19 protein-coding genes are annotated in these 21,197 nt (G+C 43.7%); 15 read left to right on the forward strand and 4 right to left on the reverse strand.

Going from position 1 to position 21,197, the window contains the following annotated elements:
* The first annotated feature begins 73 nt into the window (after positions 1-73).
* The 5 genes from miaB (at position 74) to lnt (ending at position 5,832) form a co-directional block, all read left to right on the forward strand.
* A complete protein-coding gene (gene miaB, locus ACZ5O6_RS09845) occupies positions 74-1,534 on the forward strand; it encodes a tRNA (N6-isopentenyl adenosine(37)-C2)-methylthiotransferase MiaB (protein ID WP_447091363.1) in 1,461 nt (486 codons plus the stop codon).
* 6 nt (positions 1,535-1,540) lie between these two features.
* Positions 1,541-2,620 carry a PhoH family protein gene (locus ACZ5O6_RS09850; protein WP_447091362.1) on the forward strand — a complete coding sequence of 360 codons (1,080 nt, stop codon included), beginning with the start codon at positions 1,541-1,543 and terminating at the stop codon, positions 2,618-2,620.
* A 30-nt stretch (positions 2,621-2,650) separates the two neighbouring features.
* The gene (gene ybeY, locus ACZ5O6_RS09855) at positions 2,651-3,193 is read left to right on the forward strand and encodes an rRNA maturation RNase YbeY (protein ID WP_447091361.1); all 543 of its coding nucleotides are present in this window, start codon (positions 2,651-2,653) and stop codon (positions 3,191-3,193) included.
* A 140-nt stretch (positions 3,194-3,333) separates the two neighbouring features.
* Entirely contained in the window at positions 3,334-4,206 is an 873-nt protein-coding gene (locus tag ACZ5O6_RS09860; RefSeq protein ID WP_447091360.1) for an HlyC/CorC family transporter, read from the forward strand.
* Between the two features lie 57 nt (positions 4,207-4,263).
* Positions 4,264-5,832: an apolipoprotein N-acyltransferase gene (gene lnt, locus ACZ5O6_RS09865; RefSeq protein WP_447091359.1), complete on the forward strand. Its 1,569-nt coding sequence runs from the start codon at positions 4,264-4,266 to the stop codon at positions 5,830-5,832.
* Between the two features lie 20 nt (positions 5,833-5,852).
* Here the strand turns inward: lnt and ACZ5O6_RS09870 are convergent, their stop codons facing one another.
* Together ACZ5O6_RS09870 and ACZ5O6_RS09875 are read right to left on the reverse strand one after the other, a co-directional pair.
* The gene (locus ACZ5O6_RS09870; protein ID WP_447091358.1) at positions 5,853-6,251 is read right to left on the reverse strand and encodes a hypothetical protein; all 399 of its coding nucleotides are present in this window, start codon (positions 6,249-6,251) and stop codon (positions 5,853-5,855) included.
* 245 nt (positions 6,252-6,496) lie between these two features.
* Complete coding sequence (locus tag ACZ5O6_RS09875; RefSeq protein WP_447091357.1) at positions 6,497-7,315, reverse strand: YdcF family protein; 819 nt, start codon at positions 7,313-7,315, stop codon at positions 6,497-6,499.
* Between the two features lie 130 nt (positions 7,316-7,445).
* Here ACZ5O6_RS09875 and leuS point away from each other — a divergent pair, with 130 nt between their 5' ends.
* The 4 genes from leuS (at position 7,446) to ACZ5O6_RS09895 (ending at position 12,019) form a co-directional block, all read left to right on the forward strand.
* Positions 7,446-10,046, forward strand: a complete 2,601-nt coding sequence (gene leuS, locus ACZ5O6_RS09880) for a leucine--tRNA ligase (RefSeq protein ID WP_447091356.1) — start codon at positions 7,446-7,448, stop codon at positions 10,044-10,046.
* 62 nt (positions 10,047-10,108) lie between these two features.
* Entirely contained in the window at positions 10,109-10,627 is a 519-nt protein-coding gene (locus ACZ5O6_RS09885) for an LPS-assembly lipoprotein LptE (protein ID WP_447091355.1), read from the forward strand.
* A gap of 13 nt (positions 10,628-10,640) precedes the next feature.
* On the forward strand, positions 10,641-11,690 hold the full coding sequence (gene holA / locus ACZ5O6_RS09890) for a DNA polymerase III subunit delta (RefSeq protein WP_447091354.1): 1,050 nt from the start codon (positions 10,641-10,643) through the stop codon (positions 11,688-11,690).
* 17 nt (positions 11,691-11,707) lie between these two features.
* On the forward strand, positions 11,708-12,019 hold the full coding sequence (locus ACZ5O6_RS09895) for a hypothetical protein (protein ID WP_447091353.1): 312 nt from the start codon (positions 11,708-11,710) through the stop codon (positions 12,017-12,019).
* 18 nt (positions 12,020-12,037) lie between these two features.
* Here ACZ5O6_RS09895 and ACZ5O6_RS09900 read toward each other — a convergent pair whose 3' ends face one another.
* Together ACZ5O6_RS09900 and ACZ5O6_RS09905 are read right to left on the reverse strand one after the other, a co-directional pair.
* A complete protein-coding gene (locus tag ACZ5O6_RS09900) occupies positions 12,038-12,658 on the reverse strand; it encodes a response regulator (protein ID WP_447091352.1) in 621 nt (206 codons plus the stop codon).
* 103 nt (positions 12,659-12,761) lie between these two features.
* Positions 12,762-14,129 (reverse strand): cache domain-containing protein, encoded by a 1,368-nt coding sequence (locus tag ACZ5O6_RS09905; protein WP_447091351.1) that lies wholly within the window; start codon positions 14,127-14,129, stop codon positions 12,762-12,764.
* 307 nt (positions 14,130-14,436) lie between these two features.
* Between ACZ5O6_RS09905 and ACZ5O6_RS09910 the strand changes: the two genes are divergently transcribed.
* The 6 genes from ACZ5O6_RS09910 (at position 14,437) to ACZ5O6_RS09935 (ending at position 21,154) form a co-directional block, all read left to right on the forward strand.
* Entirely contained in the window at positions 14,437-15,501 is a 1,065-nt protein-coding gene (locus tag ACZ5O6_RS09910) for a TRAP transporter substrate-binding protein (RefSeq protein ID WP_447091350.1), read from the forward strand.
* Between the two features lie 152 nt (positions 15,502-15,653).
* Positions 15,654-16,253, forward strand: coding sequence for a TRAP transporter small permease subunit (locus ACZ5O6_RS09915; RefSeq protein WP_447091349.1), 600 nt, complete (start codon positions 15,654-15,656; stop codon positions 16,251-16,253).
* Entirely contained in the window at positions 16,250-17,536 is a 1,287-nt protein-coding gene (locus ACZ5O6_RS09920; protein WP_447091348.1) for a TRAP transporter large permease, read from the forward strand. The genes ACZ5O6_RS09915 and ACZ5O6_RS09920 overlap by 4 nt, the downstream gene beginning before the upstream one ends.
* A gap of 374 nt (positions 17,537-17,910) precedes the next feature.
* On the forward strand, positions 17,911-18,123 hold the full coding sequence (locus tag ACZ5O6_RS09925; RefSeq protein ID WP_447091347.1) for an OadG family protein: 213 nt from the start codon (positions 17,911-17,913) through the stop codon (positions 18,121-18,123).
* Between the two features lie 9 nt (positions 18,124-18,132).
* Complete coding sequence (oadA, locus tag ACZ5O6_RS09930) at positions 18,133-19,947, forward strand: sodium-extruding oxaloacetate decarboxylase subunit alpha (protein WP_447091346.1); 1,815 nt, start codon at positions 18,133-18,135, stop codon at positions 19,945-19,947.
* A 40-nt stretch (positions 19,948-19,987) separates the two neighbouring features.
* Entirely contained in the window at positions 19,988-21,154 is a 1,167-nt protein-coding gene (locus ACZ5O6_RS09935) for a sodium ion-translocating decarboxylase subunit beta (protein ID WP_447091345.1), read from the forward strand.
* Positions 21,155-21,197: the final 43 nt, after the last annotated feature.

Here is a 21,197-nt window from a genome sequence, read left to right on the forward strand (position 1 = left end):
TTTGATCAATTAGCAGCCAATCCCGATGCTAATAGCATCACAAACCCAGCCACTTATTAAATAGCTATCAATTATGTCGCAAGATTCAGCTCCTCAAGATTCCGTAACGGTAGACGCACCAGCCAAGAAACTCTACATCAAAACCCATGGCTGTCAGATGAACGAATACGATTCATCACGCATGAAAGACCTCCTAGGTGAGAGCCACGGCATGGTAGAAACCGATGACCCTGAAGAAGCCGATGTGGTGTTGGTAAACACCTGCTCTATTCGTGAAAAAGCACAAGAGAAGCTGTTTCATCAATTAGGGCGCTGGAAAAAGCTGAAAGAGAAAAACCCAAATGTGGTGATTGGTGTGGGCGGCTGCGTGGCCAGCCAAGAAGGTGGCGATATTGCGAAACGCGCACCCTTTGTGGATTTAATTTTTGGCCCACAAACATTGCACCGCTTACCCGAAATGATCGAGACGCCACGTGATAATGGCGTGGTCATTGTTGACATTAGCTTTCCTGAAATTGAAAAATTCGACAATTTACCTCAGCCCGAAGCTGATGGTGTGTCGGCATTTGTCTCTATTATGGAAGGCTGTTCTAAGTACTGCAGTTTTTGTGTCGTCCCTTACACACGTGGCGAAGAAGTGAGCCGCCCAGTGAACGACGTATTAATCGAAGTAGCGCATCTTGCTCAACAAGGCGTGCGCGAAGTCAATCTATTAGGGCAAAATGTGAACGCTTATCGTGCAGATGCCGATGACGGACATACCGTTGATCTTGCAGAACTCATCGGCTATGTCGCGACTATCGACGGCATTGACCGTATTCGCTACACCACCTCACATCCTGTAGAGTTTTCAGACAGTTTGGTTCAAGCGTATGGTGAAATACCGGAGCTGGTCAGCCATATTCACTTGCCCGTACAAAGCGGCTCGGATCGTATTTTGATGGCTATGAAACGCGGCCATACCGTGCTTGAATACAAGTCTAAATTACGTGCGCTAAAGCGTATTCGCCCTGACATTAGCTTTTCATCCGACTTTATCATCGGCTTTCCTGGCGAGACTGATCAAGATTTTGAAAACACAATGAACCTGATTCGAGATATGCATTTTGATACCTCGTTTAGCTTTATTTATAGCGCTCGTCCCGGTACACCTGCATCAGATTTACCGGATGACACACCTGAAGACGTTAAGAAGCAACGTTTGCGCATCTTGCAAGATCGAATCACTCAACAAGCCTTTGATATTAGCCGCAAAATGGTCGGCAATGTTGAACGTGTATTAGTGAGCGGCTACGCCAAAAAAGACCCCGGCCAATTATCGGGGCGTACCGAAAACAACCGTATTGTTAACTTTCGCTGTGATAGAGCCGAACTGATTGGCAAGTTTGTTGATATCGACATACAAGAAGCGCTACCTCACTCGTTGCGTGGCGTGATGGTCGGTAACGAAATCGATGGTAATTTAGGCCAAAAAAATCTATCGAAGCACCTATCACAAGAACAACAACCCCTATCCTCTACTACGGAGAGCTAACCTCTTTTGTCTTTATCACCCCCTTCAAAAAAGTCGCACAACACACCACAGACGCATGCAAAAAATGCGTCTGATAATTATCAAAAAGTGATCACGCTAGAAGGCGCATCAGCACAAGATATTGCTGCGCTATGCGGTCAATTTGACCAACATATCCAGCAAATTGAACAACGCTTATCGATTCGCTTACTACATCGTGGTGAACAATTTTCGATTGATGGACACAAAGAAGTGGGCGCTATTGCCACACAAATTCTGCGCAGTTTGTTTGATGACATTCGTAAAGGCACCGAGATCACACCCGATCATGTACACCTGACCATTCAGCAGTTTTATTCTGGCACTGATGCATCCGATACAGATCATTCTGAGCAAACTGCAAATAGTGATAACAATGAGGTGGATAACGAAAGCCTCACCATGATTCGCACTAAAAAAATGTCGATTAAACCCCGTGGGCGCAATCAACAATCTTATGTGAGAGCGGTACTGACGAACGATATTAATTTCGGGGTTGGCCCTGCGGGCACAGGTAAAACTTATCTGGCCGTTGCTTGTGCCGTACAAGCCTTACTCAACGATGAAATAGAACGCATTTTACTGGTACGCCCCGCCGTTGAAGCCGGAGAAAAACTCGGCTTTTTACCCGGCGATTTATCGCAAAAAGTCGACCCTTACCTTCGCCCTTTATTTGATGCGCTTTACGAAATGATGGGATTTGAAATTGTCGATAAATTAATTGAGCGCAATATTATCGAAGTGGCACCGCTCGCTTATATGCGAGGACGCACACTTAATAATGCTTTTATTATTTTGGACGAAAGCCAAAACACCACGCGCGAACAAATGAAAATGTTTTTAACTCGCATCGGTTTTGGCTCAACGGCGGTTATTAATGGTGACCCTAGCCAAATTGATTTACCTAGAGGCCAGCAGTCAGGCTTAAAGCATGCCTGCGGCGTGTTAGAAAACGTCAACGGTATTAGCTTTACCTATTTCACCTCTAAAGATGTGGTGAGACATCCTCTGGTACAGCGTATTGTCGATGCCTATGACAAGTTCGATGAATCGAACGCTTCGTCATAAAAAGCGAATTTTGATAATGGCTCTCACACGATGAACTCCACAATTAATAATCCTATTGCGGCGATTGTTGACCGACAGCTCAGTGAGGAGATAACTGCCGCGCTGAGCTCATCGTCACCCGCGCCCTTCTCACTACCCAGTGACGAACAGCTTAACGTATGGGTAAACCACACCTTATCTCACCCCCATGTAATCAATGACGTTGTAGTCTCTCAACCTTCTTTACAGCAAGCAGAGTTGAGTATTCGCTTGGTGGATCACGATGAAAGCCGAACATTAAATCGCGACTACCGACAAAAAGATAAGCCTACCAATGTGCTGTCTTTTCCTGCGGATCTGCCTGACATTGTCGATTTACCTTTGCTCGGCGATTTAATTATTTGCGTACCAGTGGTCCAACAAGAAGCTATCGATCAACATAAAGCGGCGGATGATCATTGGGCACACATGGTGATACATGGCACGTTACATCTATTGGGTTATGATCATATAGAAGAGCCAGATGCGATACTGATGGAATCCATCGAAACTGACATACTCTCAACGCTGGGTATTGCATGCCCATATACCTAAATATACACATGCCCTTCAAGAACATACCTGTCGCCACGTTCAACATAACGACACCCCACCGGTACGACAGGTAAAGAAAAAATTGACTCACCCACCGACTTTCTCATACCATGACCGGCCGTAATTTTGAACCTAATACTATGAACGATGAACCTCCCAGTAGCCAGTCGGATAAATCGTGGCTCGATAAGCTACTCAGTGCTTTTTCTGGTGAACCCCAGTCTCAAGAAGAGCTGCTTGACATTATTAAAGACGCTGCGTCTAACAAGCTACTAGATCAAGAAGCCTTGGAGATTATTCAAGGCGCACTCGAAGTTTCAGGCCAGCAAGTGCGAGAGATCATGATTCCTCGCAAACAAATGGTCACCGTTAATATTGACGACTCGAATGAAGCCTTCCTATCAAAAATTATCGATTCTGGACACTCTCGCTTTCCTGTTGTTGGTGAAAACCTTGATGATATTCGCGGCATTTTGCTAGCGAAAGATCTTCTGCCTCTGGTTCTTAAAGGCCATGAAGGGTTTCAACTAGAATCCATTATTCGTCAAGCAACCATCATCCCCGAAAGCAAGCGCCTTAATGTACTACTGCGAGAGTTTAGAGAAAATCGTTATCATATGGCGCTCGTCATCGACGAATACGGCGGAATATCGGGTCTAATTACCATTGAAGATATTCTTGAAGAAATTGTCGGTGAAATTAGTGATGAAACCGATGATGAGCACGATGACCTTTATATTCGAGAAATTGGGGGCGGCGACTTTATTGTTAAAGCACTCACCCCTATTGACGAGTTTAACGAGCACTTCTCTGCAGGTCTTAACGAAGAAGCCTTTGATACGATTGGCGGCTTGTTAATGAAAAACTTCGGGCATTTACCCCAAAGAAATGAAAGTACGGTTATTGATCAATTTACCTTCAGAGTATTGTATTCTGACACACGACAAGTACACCTCATTCGCGTGTCGATTAATACAGCTACCAATGACGATGACATCGAAGAGGCTGTATAGGCCTCTTTTTTTTATGGCATCGCTCAATAACGCTACCTAGGCCATATTCATAACGCGATGCGAAACCATACTTCACACAGCACCTATTTTTCCCTATTACTCTGCTTATTCGCGGGTGCCATCACTCCCCTTAGCTTTGCTCCCTTCCACTTATGGCCGGTTAGCCTATTATCACTGGCCATTTTGGGTGCCTTATTAAGTCGCGCACCCACCGCTAAACTTTCTTTACTATTAGCGCTCGCCTTTGGCTTAGGTTACTTCGGCACGGGGGTCTCTTGGGTCTATGTGAGCATTTACTATTTTGGCTCAACAGGCTGGTTTCTTGCCATCCTAATGACCAGTCTTTTTATTGCTTTTGTTGCTTATGTTTTTGCACTGCCCTTTTATTTGCTCCGCTATTGCAAACCGACACTACGCCTACTTATTGGATTTCCTGTACTTTGGGTACTAAGTGAGTGGTTACGTACTTGGGTCTTTACGGGTTTCCCGTGGCTTTTTTTGGGTTACAGCCATACCGATACACTATTGAGTGGTTGGGCACCTATTGGCGGGGTCTTACTCATCAGCTTTTTCTCGGTGCTTAGCAGTAGCTTATTAGCCATGCTTGCCTTATGGGCGCGAGACCAACGTCATAGCAACTTACCAAATAAAGTGCGCACAAAAATACTCTATCCCACCATTGGATTGGTTGCTGCGTTATGGATCGCCGGATATCCCTTATCTCTTATTTCATGGACAACAGCCCTACCTAATAACGTCAGCGTAGGGCTTGTACAACCTAATATCCCACAACATTTACGCTGGTCACCTGATTATCAAGAGACCATTAGAGAGCGGCTTCGAGAACTGAGTAAACCACTGTGGGGCAAAGATTGGATTATCTGGTCAGAGGCCGCGATCCCCGCCCCTTACCAATACGCTACCGACTTTATCAACGAAACCAAACATCGCGCCCAACAATCAGGCAGCACGGTCATTAGCGGTGTCTTATATGAAAAGCCCATTACCACCAGCAATGTACACAAAGGGCAACAGTATTTTAATAGCGTAATAGGCATTGGTGACAGTGACGGCATTTACCATAAACAACGCTTAGTGCCCTTTGGTGAGTATGTGCCGTTAGAATCATGGCTACGTGGACTTATCGAATTTTTTGATCTTCCCTTTTCTGTCATTACGCAGGGAAGCAACCAGCAAGAGCCTTTACGCATTGGTGAGCACTTACTTGCCAATGCTATTTGCTATGAAATAGCCTACCCAGCACTTGTCGCTCAGCAAGCAGCTAGCAGCCACGCGCTGCTAACCATCAGTAACGATGCGTGGTTTGGTGATTCAATCGGCCCATTACAGCATTTTCAGATGGCCAGAATGCGCGCGATTGAGATTGGCCGTTATGTCATTCGCGGAACGAATAATGGTGTCAGTGCCATTATTAATACAAAGGGTAAGGTGACTCAGAAAAGTGATCAGTTTGTCATGGATCACTTAGAAGGATATATCACCCCAATGACTGGCAACACGCCTTTTATGATTTGGAGGAATGGGCTGATACTCAGCCTGTTAATCGCATTATCAGCGATTGCGGTATTGCCATTGTGCCGATGGCGCTCAATGATAGGGGGATAACCCCCACTAAAAATGACGCCTTAACTTGCCTGTTGAAGTATCTCTTGTTTATTGAGCATCGCATGATGAACATGATTAACCATCGGTTTGCTTAATCCATGATGGTTCGCATTCATGGGCGAGTTACCTATCCACTTAAAACGCCACTGTCGCCACTTGGGCGATTGCCCTGCTTTTATATGACGATCGACATACTCAACTATCGATAAGGTAGTACTCGTTGGCGCATAGCGTTGCTTCAATTGAAAAGCGATATGCTCAATATTCTTTTCTATTGTCGAACGGTGATAACGCTCATTCGCCCGCACAACCAAAATCAGTTCATCCTCAATATGAATAGAACAAAGATCGATATCTATTTCCATATCTAATCGGTTGTGTATTCGTATGGCTTCAAAGGGGTATGATGACGATTCCATGATGTCCTATTCTCTACTTCACTGCTTACAACACCCACCTAACGAACAGGTGAATACTTCTGAGAAGAACTAACGCCCTCCTTACTATGGCGCGCACTCTACCTGATTTAAGTAACAGTTTTATGAATATTTTTGAATGAAAATTCAAAAACGTGACGGAGCGCTCAGTTGTCAGCAACACTTGTATTCTACTGCGTCACAATTATACGTATTGCCTGAAAAAGAAGTGCTACCTATGTTGGCGCCTATGACTTAAGACGATAAAACAATAAGCCAAGATATTCATGCAGTGCCAAATAGCTTTGTCTTAACCCTTCCGTAGAAGGCAACCAATGTAACCAATAAGCAGTGACGATATGCGATTGCTGGCCGGTAGGCATAGGCATCACATTAATACCCGTTTGCTGAAAAGCGTAAACTGACCGCGGCATATGGTAAGCATGTGTGACTAACGCAATATGCGTGATGTTTTTAGCGCGTAATAGCTCACTGCTACGCTGTGCATTTTCCCATGTGTTACGGCTACGATTCTCCGGCCATGCCACCGCGACACCCATCTCATTACGTAAAAAGTGAACCCCCATTTCTGCTTCGGTAATACGATCGAACGGCCTAACATTACCGCCACTCACCATTACAGGTAGACCCCACAACTTAGACAAATAAGCACCATAACGAAGCCGCCATAATGCACTATGGCTCAATGTATCAGTAGCACTTAAACCCTTAAGCGACTCCTCCGAACTCACCGCATAATCAATACCCGCGTACTCATATGCGCCATAATGACGCCCCGCACCTAATACGACAATCGCTTCAACACCATTCGGCTTATCTAAGGGTGAATGAGCCGGAAAACCGACTTCTAAAGGTTTATGTAACCATGCACTGGTTACTGGCAAGGCAAGTACCCAAAGGCTGAGAAAACCCAAAATAATCAACAGCCAAGCCACGGCGCGTGATAGTGGCCGAACACTACGAGACAATAGCAGCCCCCATATCATCATCAGCAATTGCAATGCGGGTGGCAGTAATAGGGTTTTTATCAGGGTAGTCAGTATCATTTTAACAATCTGCCGAGTTTATCGTGTAATAAGTATGACAATAAAGAGGCTGACACTCTATAATCGCCTATTAAATTTTTGTTTCGCACTAACAAGCGAATAACGTCAACACATAAGGCCGCCTGCAACAATGGAAGAACAATATCACCCACAATCAATAGAAGCGAATGCGCAAACTTACTGGAAAGATAATCGGTGCTTCGAAGTCACCGAAGATCCAGATAAAGAAAAGTTCTATTGTCTGGCCATGTTCCCCTACCCCAGTGGCAAACTCCACATGGGGCATGTACGCAACTACACTATTACCGATGTCATTTCTCGCTTTCAACGTATGCAAGGTAAAAACGTTCTGCACCCTATGGGGTGGGACGCATTCGGTTTACCGGCAGAAAATGCAGCTATTCAAAACAATACCGCACCCGCAAAGTGGACATACAGCAATGTTAACTACATGAAACAACAGCTCAATTCACTCGGTTTTGGTTTTGACTGGAGCCGTGAATTAGCCACCTGCCAACCGAGCTACTACAAATGGGAACAATGGTTTTTCACCCGTTTATATGAAAAAGGCCTAGTGTATAAAAAAATGGCGACGGTAAACTGGGATCCGGTTGACCAAACCGTATTAGCCAATGAGCAGGTCATCGACGGTAAAGGCTGGCGCTCTGGGGCCACTGTCGAGCGTAAAGAAATACCTCAATGGTTTATCAAAATCACCGATTATGCTGACGAATTACTGTCTTCTCTCGACGGCTTACCCAATTGGCCTGAGCAAGTAAAAACTATGCAGCGCAATTGGATAGGTAAATCCAAAGGCGTAGAGATCACCTTTGATATGCCCACGCCTGTTGCCGGTGTCAGTAATCTCGACGTTTATACCACTCGCCCTGACACACTGATGGGCGTGACCTATGTCAGTATCGCCGCCGAGCATCCTATAGCGATTGAACTCGCAGAAAACAATCCGGCATTAAAAACCTTTATTGCTGAATGTAAAAAACAATCGACGGCTGAAGCCGACATGTCTGCGCTTGAGAAGCGCGGTATGGATACCGGCTTAACCGCTATCCACCCGATTACCGGTGAAAATGTCGCGGTATGGGTCGCCAACTACGTACTTATGGATTATGGTTCAGGCGCGGTCATGGCCGTACCGGCCCACGATGAACGTGACTTTGAATTTGCCAAGAAATTTGCATTACCCATCAAACAAGTCATCACCTCTGCCGACAATACGATCACTGTCGACATCAATGAAGCCGCCTATACCGAAAAAGGCATTTGTATTAATTCGGGTGAATTTGATGGCTTAGACTTTCAAGCCGCGTTTGATGCAATAGCAGATAAGCTAGCCACATTGGGCAAAGGCAAAGTCACCACCAATTTCCGTCTACGTGACTGGGGGGTTTCTCGCCAACGTTACTGGGGAACGCCTATTCCGATGTTTAATTTACCTGAAGGCGGTGAAATCCCCGTACCCATGGAAAAGCTACCGGTATTACTACCCGAAGACGTAGTGATGGATGGCGTCAATTCACCGATTAAAACGGATAAGGAATGGCGCAAAGCTGAACATAAAGGCATGGCGGTTGAACATGAAACCGATACCTTTGATACCTTTATGGAATCCTCGTGGTATTACGCACGCTATACCTGCTCAAACCTAAACGACGCCATGCTGGATCCTGATAAGGCAAATTACTGGCTGCCTGTCGACCAATATGTCGGAGGTATCGAACATGCAATTTTACATTTATTGTACGCGCGTTTTTTCCACAAACTAATGCGCGATGAAGGCTTAGTCGCATGCGATGAGCCCTTCAAAAGTCTACTGTGTCAGGGCATGGTGCTCGCCGACACCTATTATCGTAAGAATGCTGACGGCAGTACCGATTGGTTTAATCCAGCCGATGTTGCCTTAGAAAAAGACGATAAAGGCAAACCTATTTCTGCAACGCTTAGCTCCACAGGAGAAAGCGTCGAGATTGGTGGCACCACCAAAATGTCAAAATCCAAAAACAATGGGGTAGACCCACAAACCGCTGTCGACGCTTATGGCGCCGACACTGTTCGTCTGTTTACTATGTTTGCTGCACCACCGACACAAACGCTGGAGTGGAGCGATTCCGGCGTTGAAGGTGCTAGCCGTTTTTTACGTCGCTTATGGAAAATCGTCCACGGCCATATTGGCGCAGGCACACCAGCGGATTTATCCGTGGAAACCCTCAATCAAACCCAGCAAGACCTTCGCCGTAAAACACACGAGACTATTGCGAAGGTAAGCGATGATTACGCCGTTCGTCAGCAGTTCAATACGGCTATTGCTGCGGTTATGGAGTTAATGAATGAGGTGAGCCGACATGCCGATCGTACATCACCATCGACACTGGCCGTAGAGCGTGAAGCCATCGAGGCTGCGATTAAATTACTCGCACCTGTTGCACCGCATATTGCGCATTCATTATGGATAGCATTAGGTTATACCAACAACATTATTGATGAATCCTGGCCAGCCGTTGATGAGAGCGCACTCGTGAAAAACAGCGTGACCATTGTGCTGCAAGTGAACGGAAAAGTTCGCGCTAAAATTGATGTTGCTAACGGCTTATCAAAAGAAGCATTAGAAGCTGCAGCTTTGGACAATGATAGCGTTAAGAAATTTACGGATGGCAACACCATACGCAAAGTGATTGTCATACCCAATAAACTAGTCAATATCGTCGCTAATTAAACTGTCTGATAACGGCAAATGTTATAGACTCCCGACAATGGTAATAGGGTTGTAAACGTAGAATGATGAAAAAAACAACAACAACAAAAATAGCAGTTTTACTATCCGTAACGCTTCTGTGTTCGATGGTATCGGCTTGTGGATGGCGTTTACGCGGCAGTGGCGGATCACTCGACATCCAGCAAATGGTTTACTTGGAAGGCGGTGATGGACAAGTTTACGAAGCCATTCAGAAAAATCTTACACAAAAACAGCGTCTTGGAGACATCGCCAATGCTGATATTCAATTAATTTTAGGCGAAGAGTTTTATGAACGCCGAAGCGTTACTGTCGACAATAGTTTACGAACGATTCAGTACCAGTTGACGTTTTCAGTATCTTACGAAATTCTGAACAACTTGGGGCAACCCTTGGCAGAAAAGTCTAACGCAGAGTTATCACGCTATTACACGTATGACCAAAATGCGATTAATAGCTCAGAAAAAGAAGAGCAAGCACTACGCAAAGAAATCGTTCGACAGTTGTCTCAACGTATACTGCGTCGCGTTAATTTTATTAGTCAAAAAGCAGCGAACGAATAGCCTATTTATCAGCATGGCTAAATTACGAAGCGACCAACTTAACACCCATCTACAAGGTAAACTCATGCCCGTTTACCTTGTTAGTGGTGACGAGACATTACTGGTTCAAGAAGCCTGTGATGCGATTCGACAAGCCGCTCGACAAGCTGGTTTTACCGAACGAGAACGCCATCATGTCGATAAGCAGTTCGAGTGGCAGCAATTACTCACGTCGGCCAATAGTCTATCTCTGTTTAATGATAAAAAAATTATTGAACTACGGATTGATAACGGCAAACCTGGCGCCGAAGGCAGCAAGCATATTTGTGAATATTTAGCACACCCAAACGAAGACAACTTGCTGCTCGTCGTCACACCAAAGCTTGATAGCGGCACCCAACGCTCTAAATGGGTGAAGCAGATTGAAAAACAAGGTTATTGGATACCTATTTGGCCCATCAGTGCTGCACAGCTGCCTCGCTGGCTACAACAGCGTTTACAGCAAGTAGGGCTGCGTGCCGATAGCCAAGCAATTGAGTTATTAGCAACACGCATAGAAGGCAATTTATTAGCCGCACACCAAGAAATTGAGAAATTACGTCTACTCTCAAAAGATGAATGGTTGTCACCAGAATTAATTGCCAATACGGTTGCCGATAGCGCACGCTATGATGTCTTTGGCTTAGTTGATAAAGCCCTACTTGGCGATTCACGCGGCGCTGTACGTACACTCAATGGGCTAAAATCTGAAGGTACAGAACCTATTACTATTTTGTGGGCGCTAGCGAGAGAGGTTCGCACCTTAATGAATATTTCTGGCGCTATCGCTAACGGTCAAAACCCCTCATGGGCAGCAAAAAATGCAGGGGTATGGGATAAACGCCAACCACTTGTACAGCAAGCACTCAACCGTCTGCATCACCGACAGCTTAGCGTGTTACTGCGACAAGCCAATGGTATTGATAAAGCGATTAAAGGTTTACGCTCGGCCGATCCTTGGAACGAGCTGACAGAACTGTTACTAAATCTATCAGGCACTCTCGCGATTAACTCCGCGAACCAGCGCTTGTCATTACACCCATAAGCGCTATATTGATGAGTATGAATAAGATAAAGACCAAACATCAAATACGGCAAGAGCTGGAGGAAGAAGTTAGCGCGTTTTTATCGAAAGGCGGAGCCATTCAGGATATTGAGCGTGGCGCGAGTGGCAAAGAACTAGGAGCAAACCTGAACAATAGTATCCCTCTCAACCAAGAAAAAAACACACGCACACTGCTCGTTAATGAGATTAAAGCGCTTGATGAGAGAAAAAATGCCAAAGTAGCACCTACGCCTAAACCCCCATCTCGACCTAAAAAGAAAATCATTTACGATGACTTTGGTGAACCACTACGAGAAATATGGGAATAGCGCAAAGCCAATCTCACGTCACTGATCTAAGCGATGTTCTATCGCATAACGTACCAAGCCTGATGTCGTATCAATTAATAGCTTTTGCTTAATATTACGTTTATGCGTTTCAACCGTACGAGCGCTAATATCTAACTGAGCAGCAATCGTTTTATCATTATTACCATGAGAAATTAAACGTAATATTAGTTGTTCACGTGTAGTCAATATACCCCCTGCATCGGTTGTATCTTCTTGCACTAATATTTGTGCTACCTCGCCACTAAAATACTTACCGCCTTCGTGTACTTTTTGTATCGCAGCAATCATTTCTTCACCGGATATATCTTTGAGTAAATACCCTTCAGCTCCGGAGCGAATCACACTCACAATATATTCCTTATCATCATGCATGCTCAGCATAATAACTCTCACATCAGGGAATTTTTCTTTAACAATTTCCAGCGCGTCCATGCCGTTAATTTCTGGCATACTAATATCCATCATCACAATATCAGGAGTTGCCGCTTCTAATTTTGTTAATAATTGCTTACCGTTTTCAGCCTCAGCGATCACCTCTATACCATCATGCATATTCAAACGAGACGCTATGCCTTCACGAAATAATGGATGATCATCGACGAGTATTATTTTTATCATATTATATTAACTGCCTAGCTCTTTATTATTTTATTATCGTATCAAACATGTCTACATTGCCACCCAATGATTGAAAAATTATTGGCGAATAGCTAACGAAAACTTAGTGATATTTGAGATAATTTTTCGGAATTTTTGCCTCAATACAAGTGCCGCTATTACTCGACTTAATCGAAAAAATTCCTTTATGATAACTCAAGCGTTCATGCATATTACGTAAACCAATACCGACCATCGGCGATTTATTTCGATTAAGTGAATCCACATCAAAACCATGGCCATTATCTCTAATCGATAATGCTAGCCAGCGACCATGTACGCCGATATCAATATGCACTTCTGTTGCTTGGGAATGGCGTTCTATATTCGTTAAGGCTTCTTGAGCCACACGATAAAAAGTGGTTTTTATTTCAAGTGACAACATATTTTTTACGGCGACTTTATCCAGATTAACCGTAATACCTGTGCGACGAGAAAAATTAGTTGATAAGGATTCTATACCCGCAGAAAGCCCATGATCATCGAGGATACGGGGGTGTAAATCTCTAGAGATACGCCGTAAATCCGTTAGTGTTTGCGTAATTTTCTCTGTCGTAGAAGCTAAGTCTGCTTCTGGATTTTGATTTTTTTTGATTTTCAACCACGCCGTTTCTATCGAGAATTTAGCGCTAGCAATCAACTGGCTAATACCGTCATGTAATTCGCGAGAGACTCGACGGCGTTCCTCTTCCTGCGTCGTTAAGATACGTTTTGTTAACTCCTGCAATTTACCATCCGCTAATTTTCGCTCGCTAAACTGCAGCAATAAACCCGTAATAAAGATGGCTATAACCGCGATAATACCAATCGCTAAAATCACATAGGATGCACTGATAATTTTACGATTGATGGCCGATTGGATACTCGCCACTTGCTCTTCTACGTCATCAATATAAACACCCGTACCCAGCATCCACCCCCACTTTTCCAACATCACCGAGTAAGCCATCTTAGTACCTACTTCGCCGACTGAAGGCTTATCCCATAAATACTGCAAATAGCCACCACCCGCTTGAGCGTTTTTAATTAACTCTCTAATTAGAAATGTGCCGGCTTCATCTTGCAGATCCCACCAATTTTCATCTATTCGAAAGGGCTGAATAGGATGTACTACTCCGGTACCATCAAGGGTGTAAGCAAAAAAGTAGCCGTCTTCTTGGTAAACAAGATTAGTCAACACATCCTTGGCCAACTCTTGGGCAACCTGCGGATCAAGATCATCATTATTATAAAGATGATCGATAGAAGAGAGCGCCAGTAAGGTATAGTTTTTCAGCTCTGCTTGGCGTCGCTCGATAACATTAGTCTGATAGGCCGTGGCAGTATCTGAAGATAACTTATCAAATTGATACTGCGTGACTAAGACGACCAGCAACATCGCCACCACAAGGGGCAATACGGCAAGCAGCTGTATTTTTTGCTTAAGGTTCATTAGTAATTATTCTTATTTTACCTGTGGTGAATTCTGAGCTAAATAGTATTCATAGAACAGAAAAGCAGGTTATTTTTTCGAAATTCCAGAATGTACCACGGGATTATTTGATAATCGCTATCAAAGCACAAGGGCGCACCAAAAAACAACATCCTGCGCACTTATCACTCAAAATTTGCACAAAAAACACGCAAACTACGGGAAAACCCGTAGTCACTATGTGGAACTTACGGATGTTTTATTAGTGCACAGCTCTATAATGAAGAAGCTTAAAAAAATTCACGATAACGATAATCACAGGTGATTTATGATGAAAAAGTACATTGCATCCATAGCGATCGGGCTTGCGGCGATTGCGCCCTTTAGCAGCGTATCAGCTGCAGAAAAAGTCATTAAATGGCGATTAGCCGAAACATGGCCTACGAACTTCCCCATCTTTGGTGATGCGGCCAAGCAAATGGCACAAAATATCAAGGAGATGTCCAACGGTCGCCTTGTCATCACCATCGACTCAAAGAATAAGCATAAAGCAGCACTCGGCATTTTTGACTTTGTTAAGAGTGGTCAATACCAAATGGGGCACTCAGCCTCTTATTACTGGAAAGGCAAAGACATTAACACTCTATTCTTTACCACTATGCCTCTAGGTATGATCACCGCAGAGCAATATGCATGGTACTACTATGGTGGCGGCGAAGAACTTGCGAAGAAAGTTTACGACAAGCACGGCATTATGTCGTTCCCTGGTGGTAATACCGGCAACCAAATGGGCGGCTGGTTTAAAAAAGAAATCAACTCCGTAGATGATCTAAAAGGCTTAAAAATGCGCATCCCTGGGTTTGCGGGCGACGTATTAGCCAAACTAGGTGCAAAACCGACGAACATTCCGCCCGGCGAGCTATACACCGCACTAGAGCGTAATACGATTGACGCGCTAGAGTGGGTAGGTCCATCACTAGATTTACGTATGGGTTTCCATAAAATTGCTCCCTTCTACTACACGGGCTGGCATGAGCCTGCAACTGAGTTGCAGTTTATGATCAATAAAAAAGCCTTCGAGAAACTGCCAGCAGACTTACAAGCCATTGTGAAAATTGCCGTCAAAGAAGCCGCTTTCCAAGTCACCGCGCAGTCGTATCATGAAAGCGCTGTTAACTGGGAAACAATGAAGTCTGAATATCCAAATATCGAAGTTAAATCATTCCCTGAGCCTGTCATGGCCGCGCTTAAAAAAGCGAACGCAGAACTACTCGCTGAATTTGAAGCAAAAGGCGGACTTACGGCAGAAATCATCAAATCACAACGTGACTACATGAAAAAAGCACGTACATGGACAAATATTTCAGATAAGGCTTATCTGAACAACCTGTAATCTATGTGTTAGAAAGATAAAAGGCTCCTTCGCAGGAGCCTTTTTTGATTGATACGTGAGAAGTAAAGTAGTATGAGCGAAACACGCGCTCAAATCATAGAGATTAAGAGTGCGTGCACGGCATAACGACTCCGTTTGAGGTAATAAAAATAATGAAATTCACCCTACGTTTCCTAAATAAAATCATCGATATTTCTGGCTACATTTGTATCGCTGCACTGTTGCTGATGATACTCAATGTATTCATTGACGTTTTTGTACGCTACGCCATTTTCGGTTTATTCCAAAAATTTCAACTGATTGCCGCTATTGACTGGTACAACGAACACTTAAGCTGGCTCGGCGGCATTGGCATGCAAGAACTCGAATGGCACTTCTTTTCACTGATGTTTATGATGGGACTGGGATACACCCTACGAGAAAACGGTCACGTGCGTGTTGATGTGCTATATGACAACTTTTCACGAAAAACACAAGCATGGATCAACATTACAGGCGGCATTATTTTTGCGTTACCTTTCTGCGCGCTAATGGTTTATTACGGCAGCGGCTTTTTTTATGAGTCCTTTATTTCGATGGAAAACAAAGGCGACCCCGGCAGCTTACCGAGACTTTGGCCGGTTAAGTTAATTATTCCTGTTGCCTTTAGCTTTCTTGTACTCAGCATCGTTACGGTTATTTTAAATGAATGCTTAGTACTCCAAGAAGAAAAACAAAAAGAAAAAGACGGCTCAGTAGGAGACGCATCATGATTGGTATTTATCTCTTTATTTTTGCTCTTATTTTACTTTTTGCGGGCTACCCCATTGCACTCACTTTTGCAGGTTTATCACTGCTCGTAGGTTTTTGGATTGAAGGCTTTGAGCTCTTTGCTTTCATGCCTTATCGCTTATACTCGATTATGGGTAATACCATTTTAATGGCGATACCTATGTTTATATTTATGGGCATCGTGTTACAAAAAACAGGCCTAGCGGAACGCCTGTTAGAATCAATGGCAAAATTATTTTGTAGCCGCCCCGGGGGCTTGGCCATCTCAACAATTTTAGTAGGCGCTTTTTTAGCCGCATCAACCGGCGTTGTTGGTGCTAGCGTTGTTGCTATGGGCGTCATCTCATTACCGGTAATGCTTAAATATAATTACGATCAACGCTTAGCAACAGGCGTTATTTGCGCAGCGGGAACCTTAGGGCAAATTATCCCACCGTCGATCATTCTTATTATTTTAGGTGATGTCATGGGTGTTCCTGTCGGCGACTTGTTCAAAGCAGCGATGATTCCCGCACTTATTCTTGTTGGTTTTTATTTAGTCTATGTCGTAGGTTACACCACACTGAACCCTTCGGCAGCGCCCGCCATCCCATCTACTGACGACAACACCTCTGATCTCATTAAAAATGCCCTTAAGAATATTATTCCCCCACTCGCATTAATTGTGATTGTTTTGGGTTCAATACTGACCGGTATTGCCACACCGACAGAATCCTCTGCTCTCGGTGCTATTGGCGCATTACTTCTAGCAAAATTTTATGGCAAGCTCGACTTTTCGATGATTCATGATGCGGGGAAAGAGACGGTTAAAGTGACATCAATGGTATTCGCTGTACTGATTGGCGCAACCGCTTTCGCCATGATCTTCACCTACTCTGGCGGAGACATTATTGTTGAAGAGTTTATGGCTAGCCTACCTGGAGAAAAGTGGACATTTTTACTACTATCAATGCTAGCTATTTTCATTCTTGGTTTCTTTATCGACTTTGTTGAAATTGCCTTTATTGTCGTTCCTATTCTTGCACCCATTGCAGAACTTATGGGTTTAAATATGGTGTGGTTTGCCATATTAATTGCGATGAATTTGCAGTCATCATTTATGACGCCACCTTTCGGTTTTAGTTTATTTTACCTTAAAGGGGTTTCCCCTCCCGAAGTTAAAACCGGCACTATTTATAAAGGCGTAATCCCTTTTATTTGCATTCAAATGGTCATTGTCATTTTACTTGTTGTTTTTCCTGAGTATTTAGGGTTTGAAGTATAAACCCTCTTTTTTACAAAAAACAGATGACGCAAGCCTCTGCCATTTACTAATGAGTGTTCAGAGGCTTGCGTTTTTTTACGTTATTTTTTTGTAAACTATGGATAAATAAGCTGACTCAATAACAATAATAACGCACCAAAAAAGGGATTTTCCGCACCAAAACAGTGAAAACTTCGTCAAAAATAGTTTATTTTCTTTAAAAATCATCAAAAAATACCAAAAAACACTCTTTGAAAAAATAAGGCTAGTTTTTTATTGTTAGCTGAATTACTCTGCATAGGTTTTTGCAAATCAATCATTGAAAAAAAACAAATAGCCTGTACTGTTTTTTTATTCAATTACTACATGCAACTTTTATTATGGGAGTACGCATAATGGCGACGATTTGGTCAGATACATTGTTACTCATGGCACTAGGTATGGGCACGGTCTTTACTTTTTTAGTCATACTGATTGCTTCAGTGACCGCCATGTCTGCAGTTATTAAGAAATTAGAACCTGCTCCAGAAGAGAAAAATTCTGATGCAGATATTGCTGCGGTTGCGGCAATTGCCTATCAACTTCATCGTAACGCGACGGTTAAATAAGTGACGCTCATGAAAAAAAATAATACTCCCATAAAAATTACCGATGTCGTACTACGCGACGCTCACCAATCATTATTCGCAACACGTTTGCGTATTGATGACATGCTTCCCATTGCAGAAAAACTTGATGAAATAGGTTATTGGTCACTAGAGACATGGGGCGGCGCAACCTTCGACTCTTGTATACGTTATCTTGGTGAAGATCCGTGGGATCGTATTAGAGAATTAAAAAAAGCGATGCCTAATACTCGCCAACAAATGTTACTTCGCGGTCAAAACTTATTAGGCTATCGTCATTACGCTGACGACGTAGTAGAAAAATTTGTAGAGCGTGCCGTTACCAATGGCGTCGATGTGTTTCGTGTATTTGATGCGATGAACGACCCTCGCAATATGACAACCGCTATGCAAGCCGTAAAAAAACAAGGCGGCCATGCACAAGGTACAATCTCTTATACAACCAGCCCGGTCCATAACTTGTCAGGCTGGATCGACCTCGCCAAACAAATTGAAGATATGGGCGCGGACTCACTTAACATTAAAGATATGGCGGGTATATTAACGCCATACGATGCATTTGAATTGGTCTCTCAGCTCAAAAGTAGTATAGATATTCCCGTCGCGTTACATGCCCATGCCACATCCGGCTTATCATCGATGACGTTACTTAAAGCGATTGAAGCAGGCATTGATCATATCGATACAGCGATTTCATCCATGTCGATGACCTATGGTCATTCACCCACAGAATCTATTGTGGCAGCCTTAAAAGGCACAGAACGCGACCCGCAACTCGATCTTGATAAACTAGAAGGTATTGCGGCCTACTTTAGAGAAGTCCGTAAAAAGTATGCTTCATTTGAGGGTTCACTACGGGGTGTTGATTCACGCATTCTTATCGCTCAAGTACCGGGCGGCATGTTGACCAATATGGAAAATCAACTGAAAGAACAAGGCGCTAGTGATAAGTTTGATGAAGTACTCGAAGAAATTCCTCGTGTACGCAAAGACTTAGGCTATATTCCATTGGTCACACCAACATCACAAATTGTAGGAACACAAGCCGTTATTAACGTGTTAACCGGCGAACGCTATAAAAGTATTTCTAAAGAAACACAAGGCATACTAAAAGGTGAATACGGTGCTGCACCAGCCGCATTTGATAGCACTCTTCAGGCGAAAGTACTCGACGGGGCTGACGCCATTACCGGCAGGCCTGCTGATTTACTCTCCTCAGAAATGGATAAATTAGAGAGAGAGCTGAACGTTTTGGCAACGGAGAAAAACATCAGCCTTGCTGACAATACAGTAGACGACGTGCTCACTTATGCACTCTTCCCACAAATCGGTTTACAGTTTTTGGAAAACCGCAACAATCCCGATGCTTTTGAACCAGCACCAACATTGAATGCCTTACCAGAAAAGACACAAGCGGCTACACCGGTTAACAAAAGCGCTTATGTTATTAGCGTCAACGGCAAAAACTATCACACAACGGTCGATAGCAGTAACGAAACTGATGTACGCGTGTCTGTTGACGAGCAATCATTTATAGCCCAAGTCTACGATGAAGAAACAACAAACGATGGTGATGACAAACCCGTCAGTGCCACAGGCGACCCTATTAAATCACCACTTTCAGGCAATATCTTTCAAGTGCTTGTGCAGCCACAAAGTACTGTAAAAGAAGGCCAAGTGCTTATCATTTTAGAAGCAATGAAAATGGAAACTGAAATCAAAGCTCCGCGTGATGGCGTAGTCAGCACCGTCGCTGTAAAGCAAGGCGATACCGTTGTTGTCGATGACATACTGTTAACACTGTAAAGCTATATATTTGCGTAGATTTATTTGAGGGTTTTTGATCGTGGAAAAAATAATTAACTTATTATCGGATTCCGGTATTGCCAACATGGAAGTTGGGCAAGCAGCGATGATGATTGTTGGCCTAGCCTTACTCTACCTAGCCATTGCCAAGCGCTTTGAGCCTTTGCTATTACTGCCTATTGGTGTGGGTTGTATTTTGGTGAATATTCCTGGTGCGGGTTTATATGCCGAACCCATTTATACTGCCACTGGTGGTTTAGAATCACCGGGTGGTTTGTTTTACTATATTTTCCATATCGGTATCGAAACGGGTATTTTCCCGCTGATGATTTTTATGGGCGTCGGAGCCATGACTGACTTTGGCCCCTTACTTGCCAACCCTAAAACATTATTACTCGGTGCCGCCGCACAATTTGGTATTTTTGCGACGGTCATTGGTGCTATGGCGTTAACACAGACAGGGCTTGTCGATTATAGTCTTGCACAAGCAGCAGCAATTGGTATTATCGGTGGCGCTGATGGCCCAACTTCTATTTTTGTTTCCAGTCAATTAGCGCCCGAATTATTAGGAGCTATTGCCGTTGCCGCTTATTCATATATGGCGCTGGTACCACTTATTCAGCCGCCCATTATGCGTGCTTTTACCAACAAGGAAGAGCGACAAATTGTCATGCGCCAATTGCGTAGTGTCTCTAAAGCAGAAAAAATTTGCTTCCCTATTATTTTAGTTATTCTTGTCGCGTTAATATTACCCAGTGCTGCACCACTATTAGGCATGTTTTGCTTTGGAAACTTAATGAAAGAATCCGGCGTCGTTGATCGACTCAGCGATACCGTACAAAATGCCTTAATTAATATCGTTACCATTATGCTCGGGCTAGGCGTCGGCGCTAAATTAAGTGCGGACTCTTTTCTAAACTTAGAAACCATTGGCATTTTATTACTAGGGCTTGTGGCATTTTGCATTGGCACCATGTCGGGTGTGTTGATGGCAAAAATAATGAACGTATTTTCCACCAATAAAATTAACCCTCTTATTGGTTCGGCGGGTGTATCTGCCGTACCTATGGCGGCTCGCGTATCCAATAAAGTCGGATTAGAAGAAAACAGCCAAAACTTTTTATTGATGCATGCCATGGGGCCCAATGTTGCCGGTGTTATTGGATCTGCTGTTGCTGCAGGTGTGATGCTGAGTTATTTAAAATAAGCGGGTTAAAAGCGCTATACCCTAATGTAACAAATCCTGAATT

It is taken from the genome of Eionea flava, from assembly GCF_055393785.1.

Coding starts and splice junctions, on each gene's coding strand:
- miaB (WP_447091363.1), top strand. CDS start 74: ATGTCGCAAGATTCAGCTCCTCAAGATTCCGTAACGGTAGACGCACCA.
- ybeY (WP_447091361.1), top strand. CDS start 2,651: ATGAACTCCACAATTAATAATCCTATTGCGGCGATTGTTGACCGACAG.
- ACZ5O6_RS09860 (WP_447091360.1), top strand. CDS start 3,334: ATGAACGATGAACCTCCCAGTAGCCAGTCGGATAAATCGTGGCTCGAT.
- lnt (WP_447091359.1), top strand. CDS start 4,264: ATGCGAAACCATACTTCACACAGCACCTATTTTTCCCTATTACTCTGC.
- ACZ5O6_RS09870 (WP_447091358.1), bottom strand. CDS start 6,251: ATGGAATCGTCATCATACCCCTTTGAAGCCATACGAATACACAACCGA.
- ACZ5O6_RS09875 (WP_447091357.1), bottom strand. CDS start 7,315: ATGATACTGACTACCCTGATAAAAACCCTATTACTGCCACCCGCATTG.
- leuS (WP_447091356.1), top strand. CDS start 7,446: ATGGAAGAACAATATCACCCACAATCAATAGAAGCGAATGCGCAAACT.
- ACZ5O6_RS09885 (WP_447091355.1), top strand. CDS start 10,109: ATGATGAAAAAAACAACAACAACAAAAATAGCAGTTTTACTATCCGTA.
- holA (WP_447091354.1), top strand. CDS start 10,641: ATGGCTAAATTACGAAGCGACCAACTTAACACCCATCTACAAGGTAAA.
- ACZ5O6_RS09895 (WP_447091353.1), top strand. CDS start 11,708: ATGAATAAGATAAAGACCAAACATCAAATACGGCAAGAGCTGGAGGAA.
- ACZ5O6_RS09900 (WP_447091352.1), bottom strand. CDS start 12,658: ATGATAAAAATAATACTCGTCGATGATCATCCATTATTTCGTGAAGGC.
- ACZ5O6_RS09905 (WP_447091351.1), bottom strand. CDS start 14,129: ATGAACCTTAAGCAAAAAATACAGCTGCTTGCCGTATTGCCCCTTGTG.
- ACZ5O6_RS09910 (WP_447091350.1), top strand. CDS start 14,437: ATGATGAAAAAGTACATTGCATCCATAGCGATCGGGCTTGCGGCGATT.
- ACZ5O6_RS09915 (WP_447091349.1), top strand. CDS start 15,654: ATGAAATTCACCCTACGTTTCCTAAATAAAATCATCGATATTTCTGGC.
- ACZ5O6_RS09920 (WP_447091348.1), top strand. CDS start 16,250: ATGATTGGTATTTATCTCTTTATTTTTGCTCTTATTTTACTTTTTGCG.
- ACZ5O6_RS09925 (WP_447091347.1), top strand. CDS start 17,911: ATGGCGACGATTTGGTCAGATACATTGTTACTCATGGCACTAGGTATG.
- oadA (WP_447091346.1), top strand. CDS start 18,133: ATGAAAAAAAATAATACTCCCATAAAAATTACCGATGTCGTACTACGC.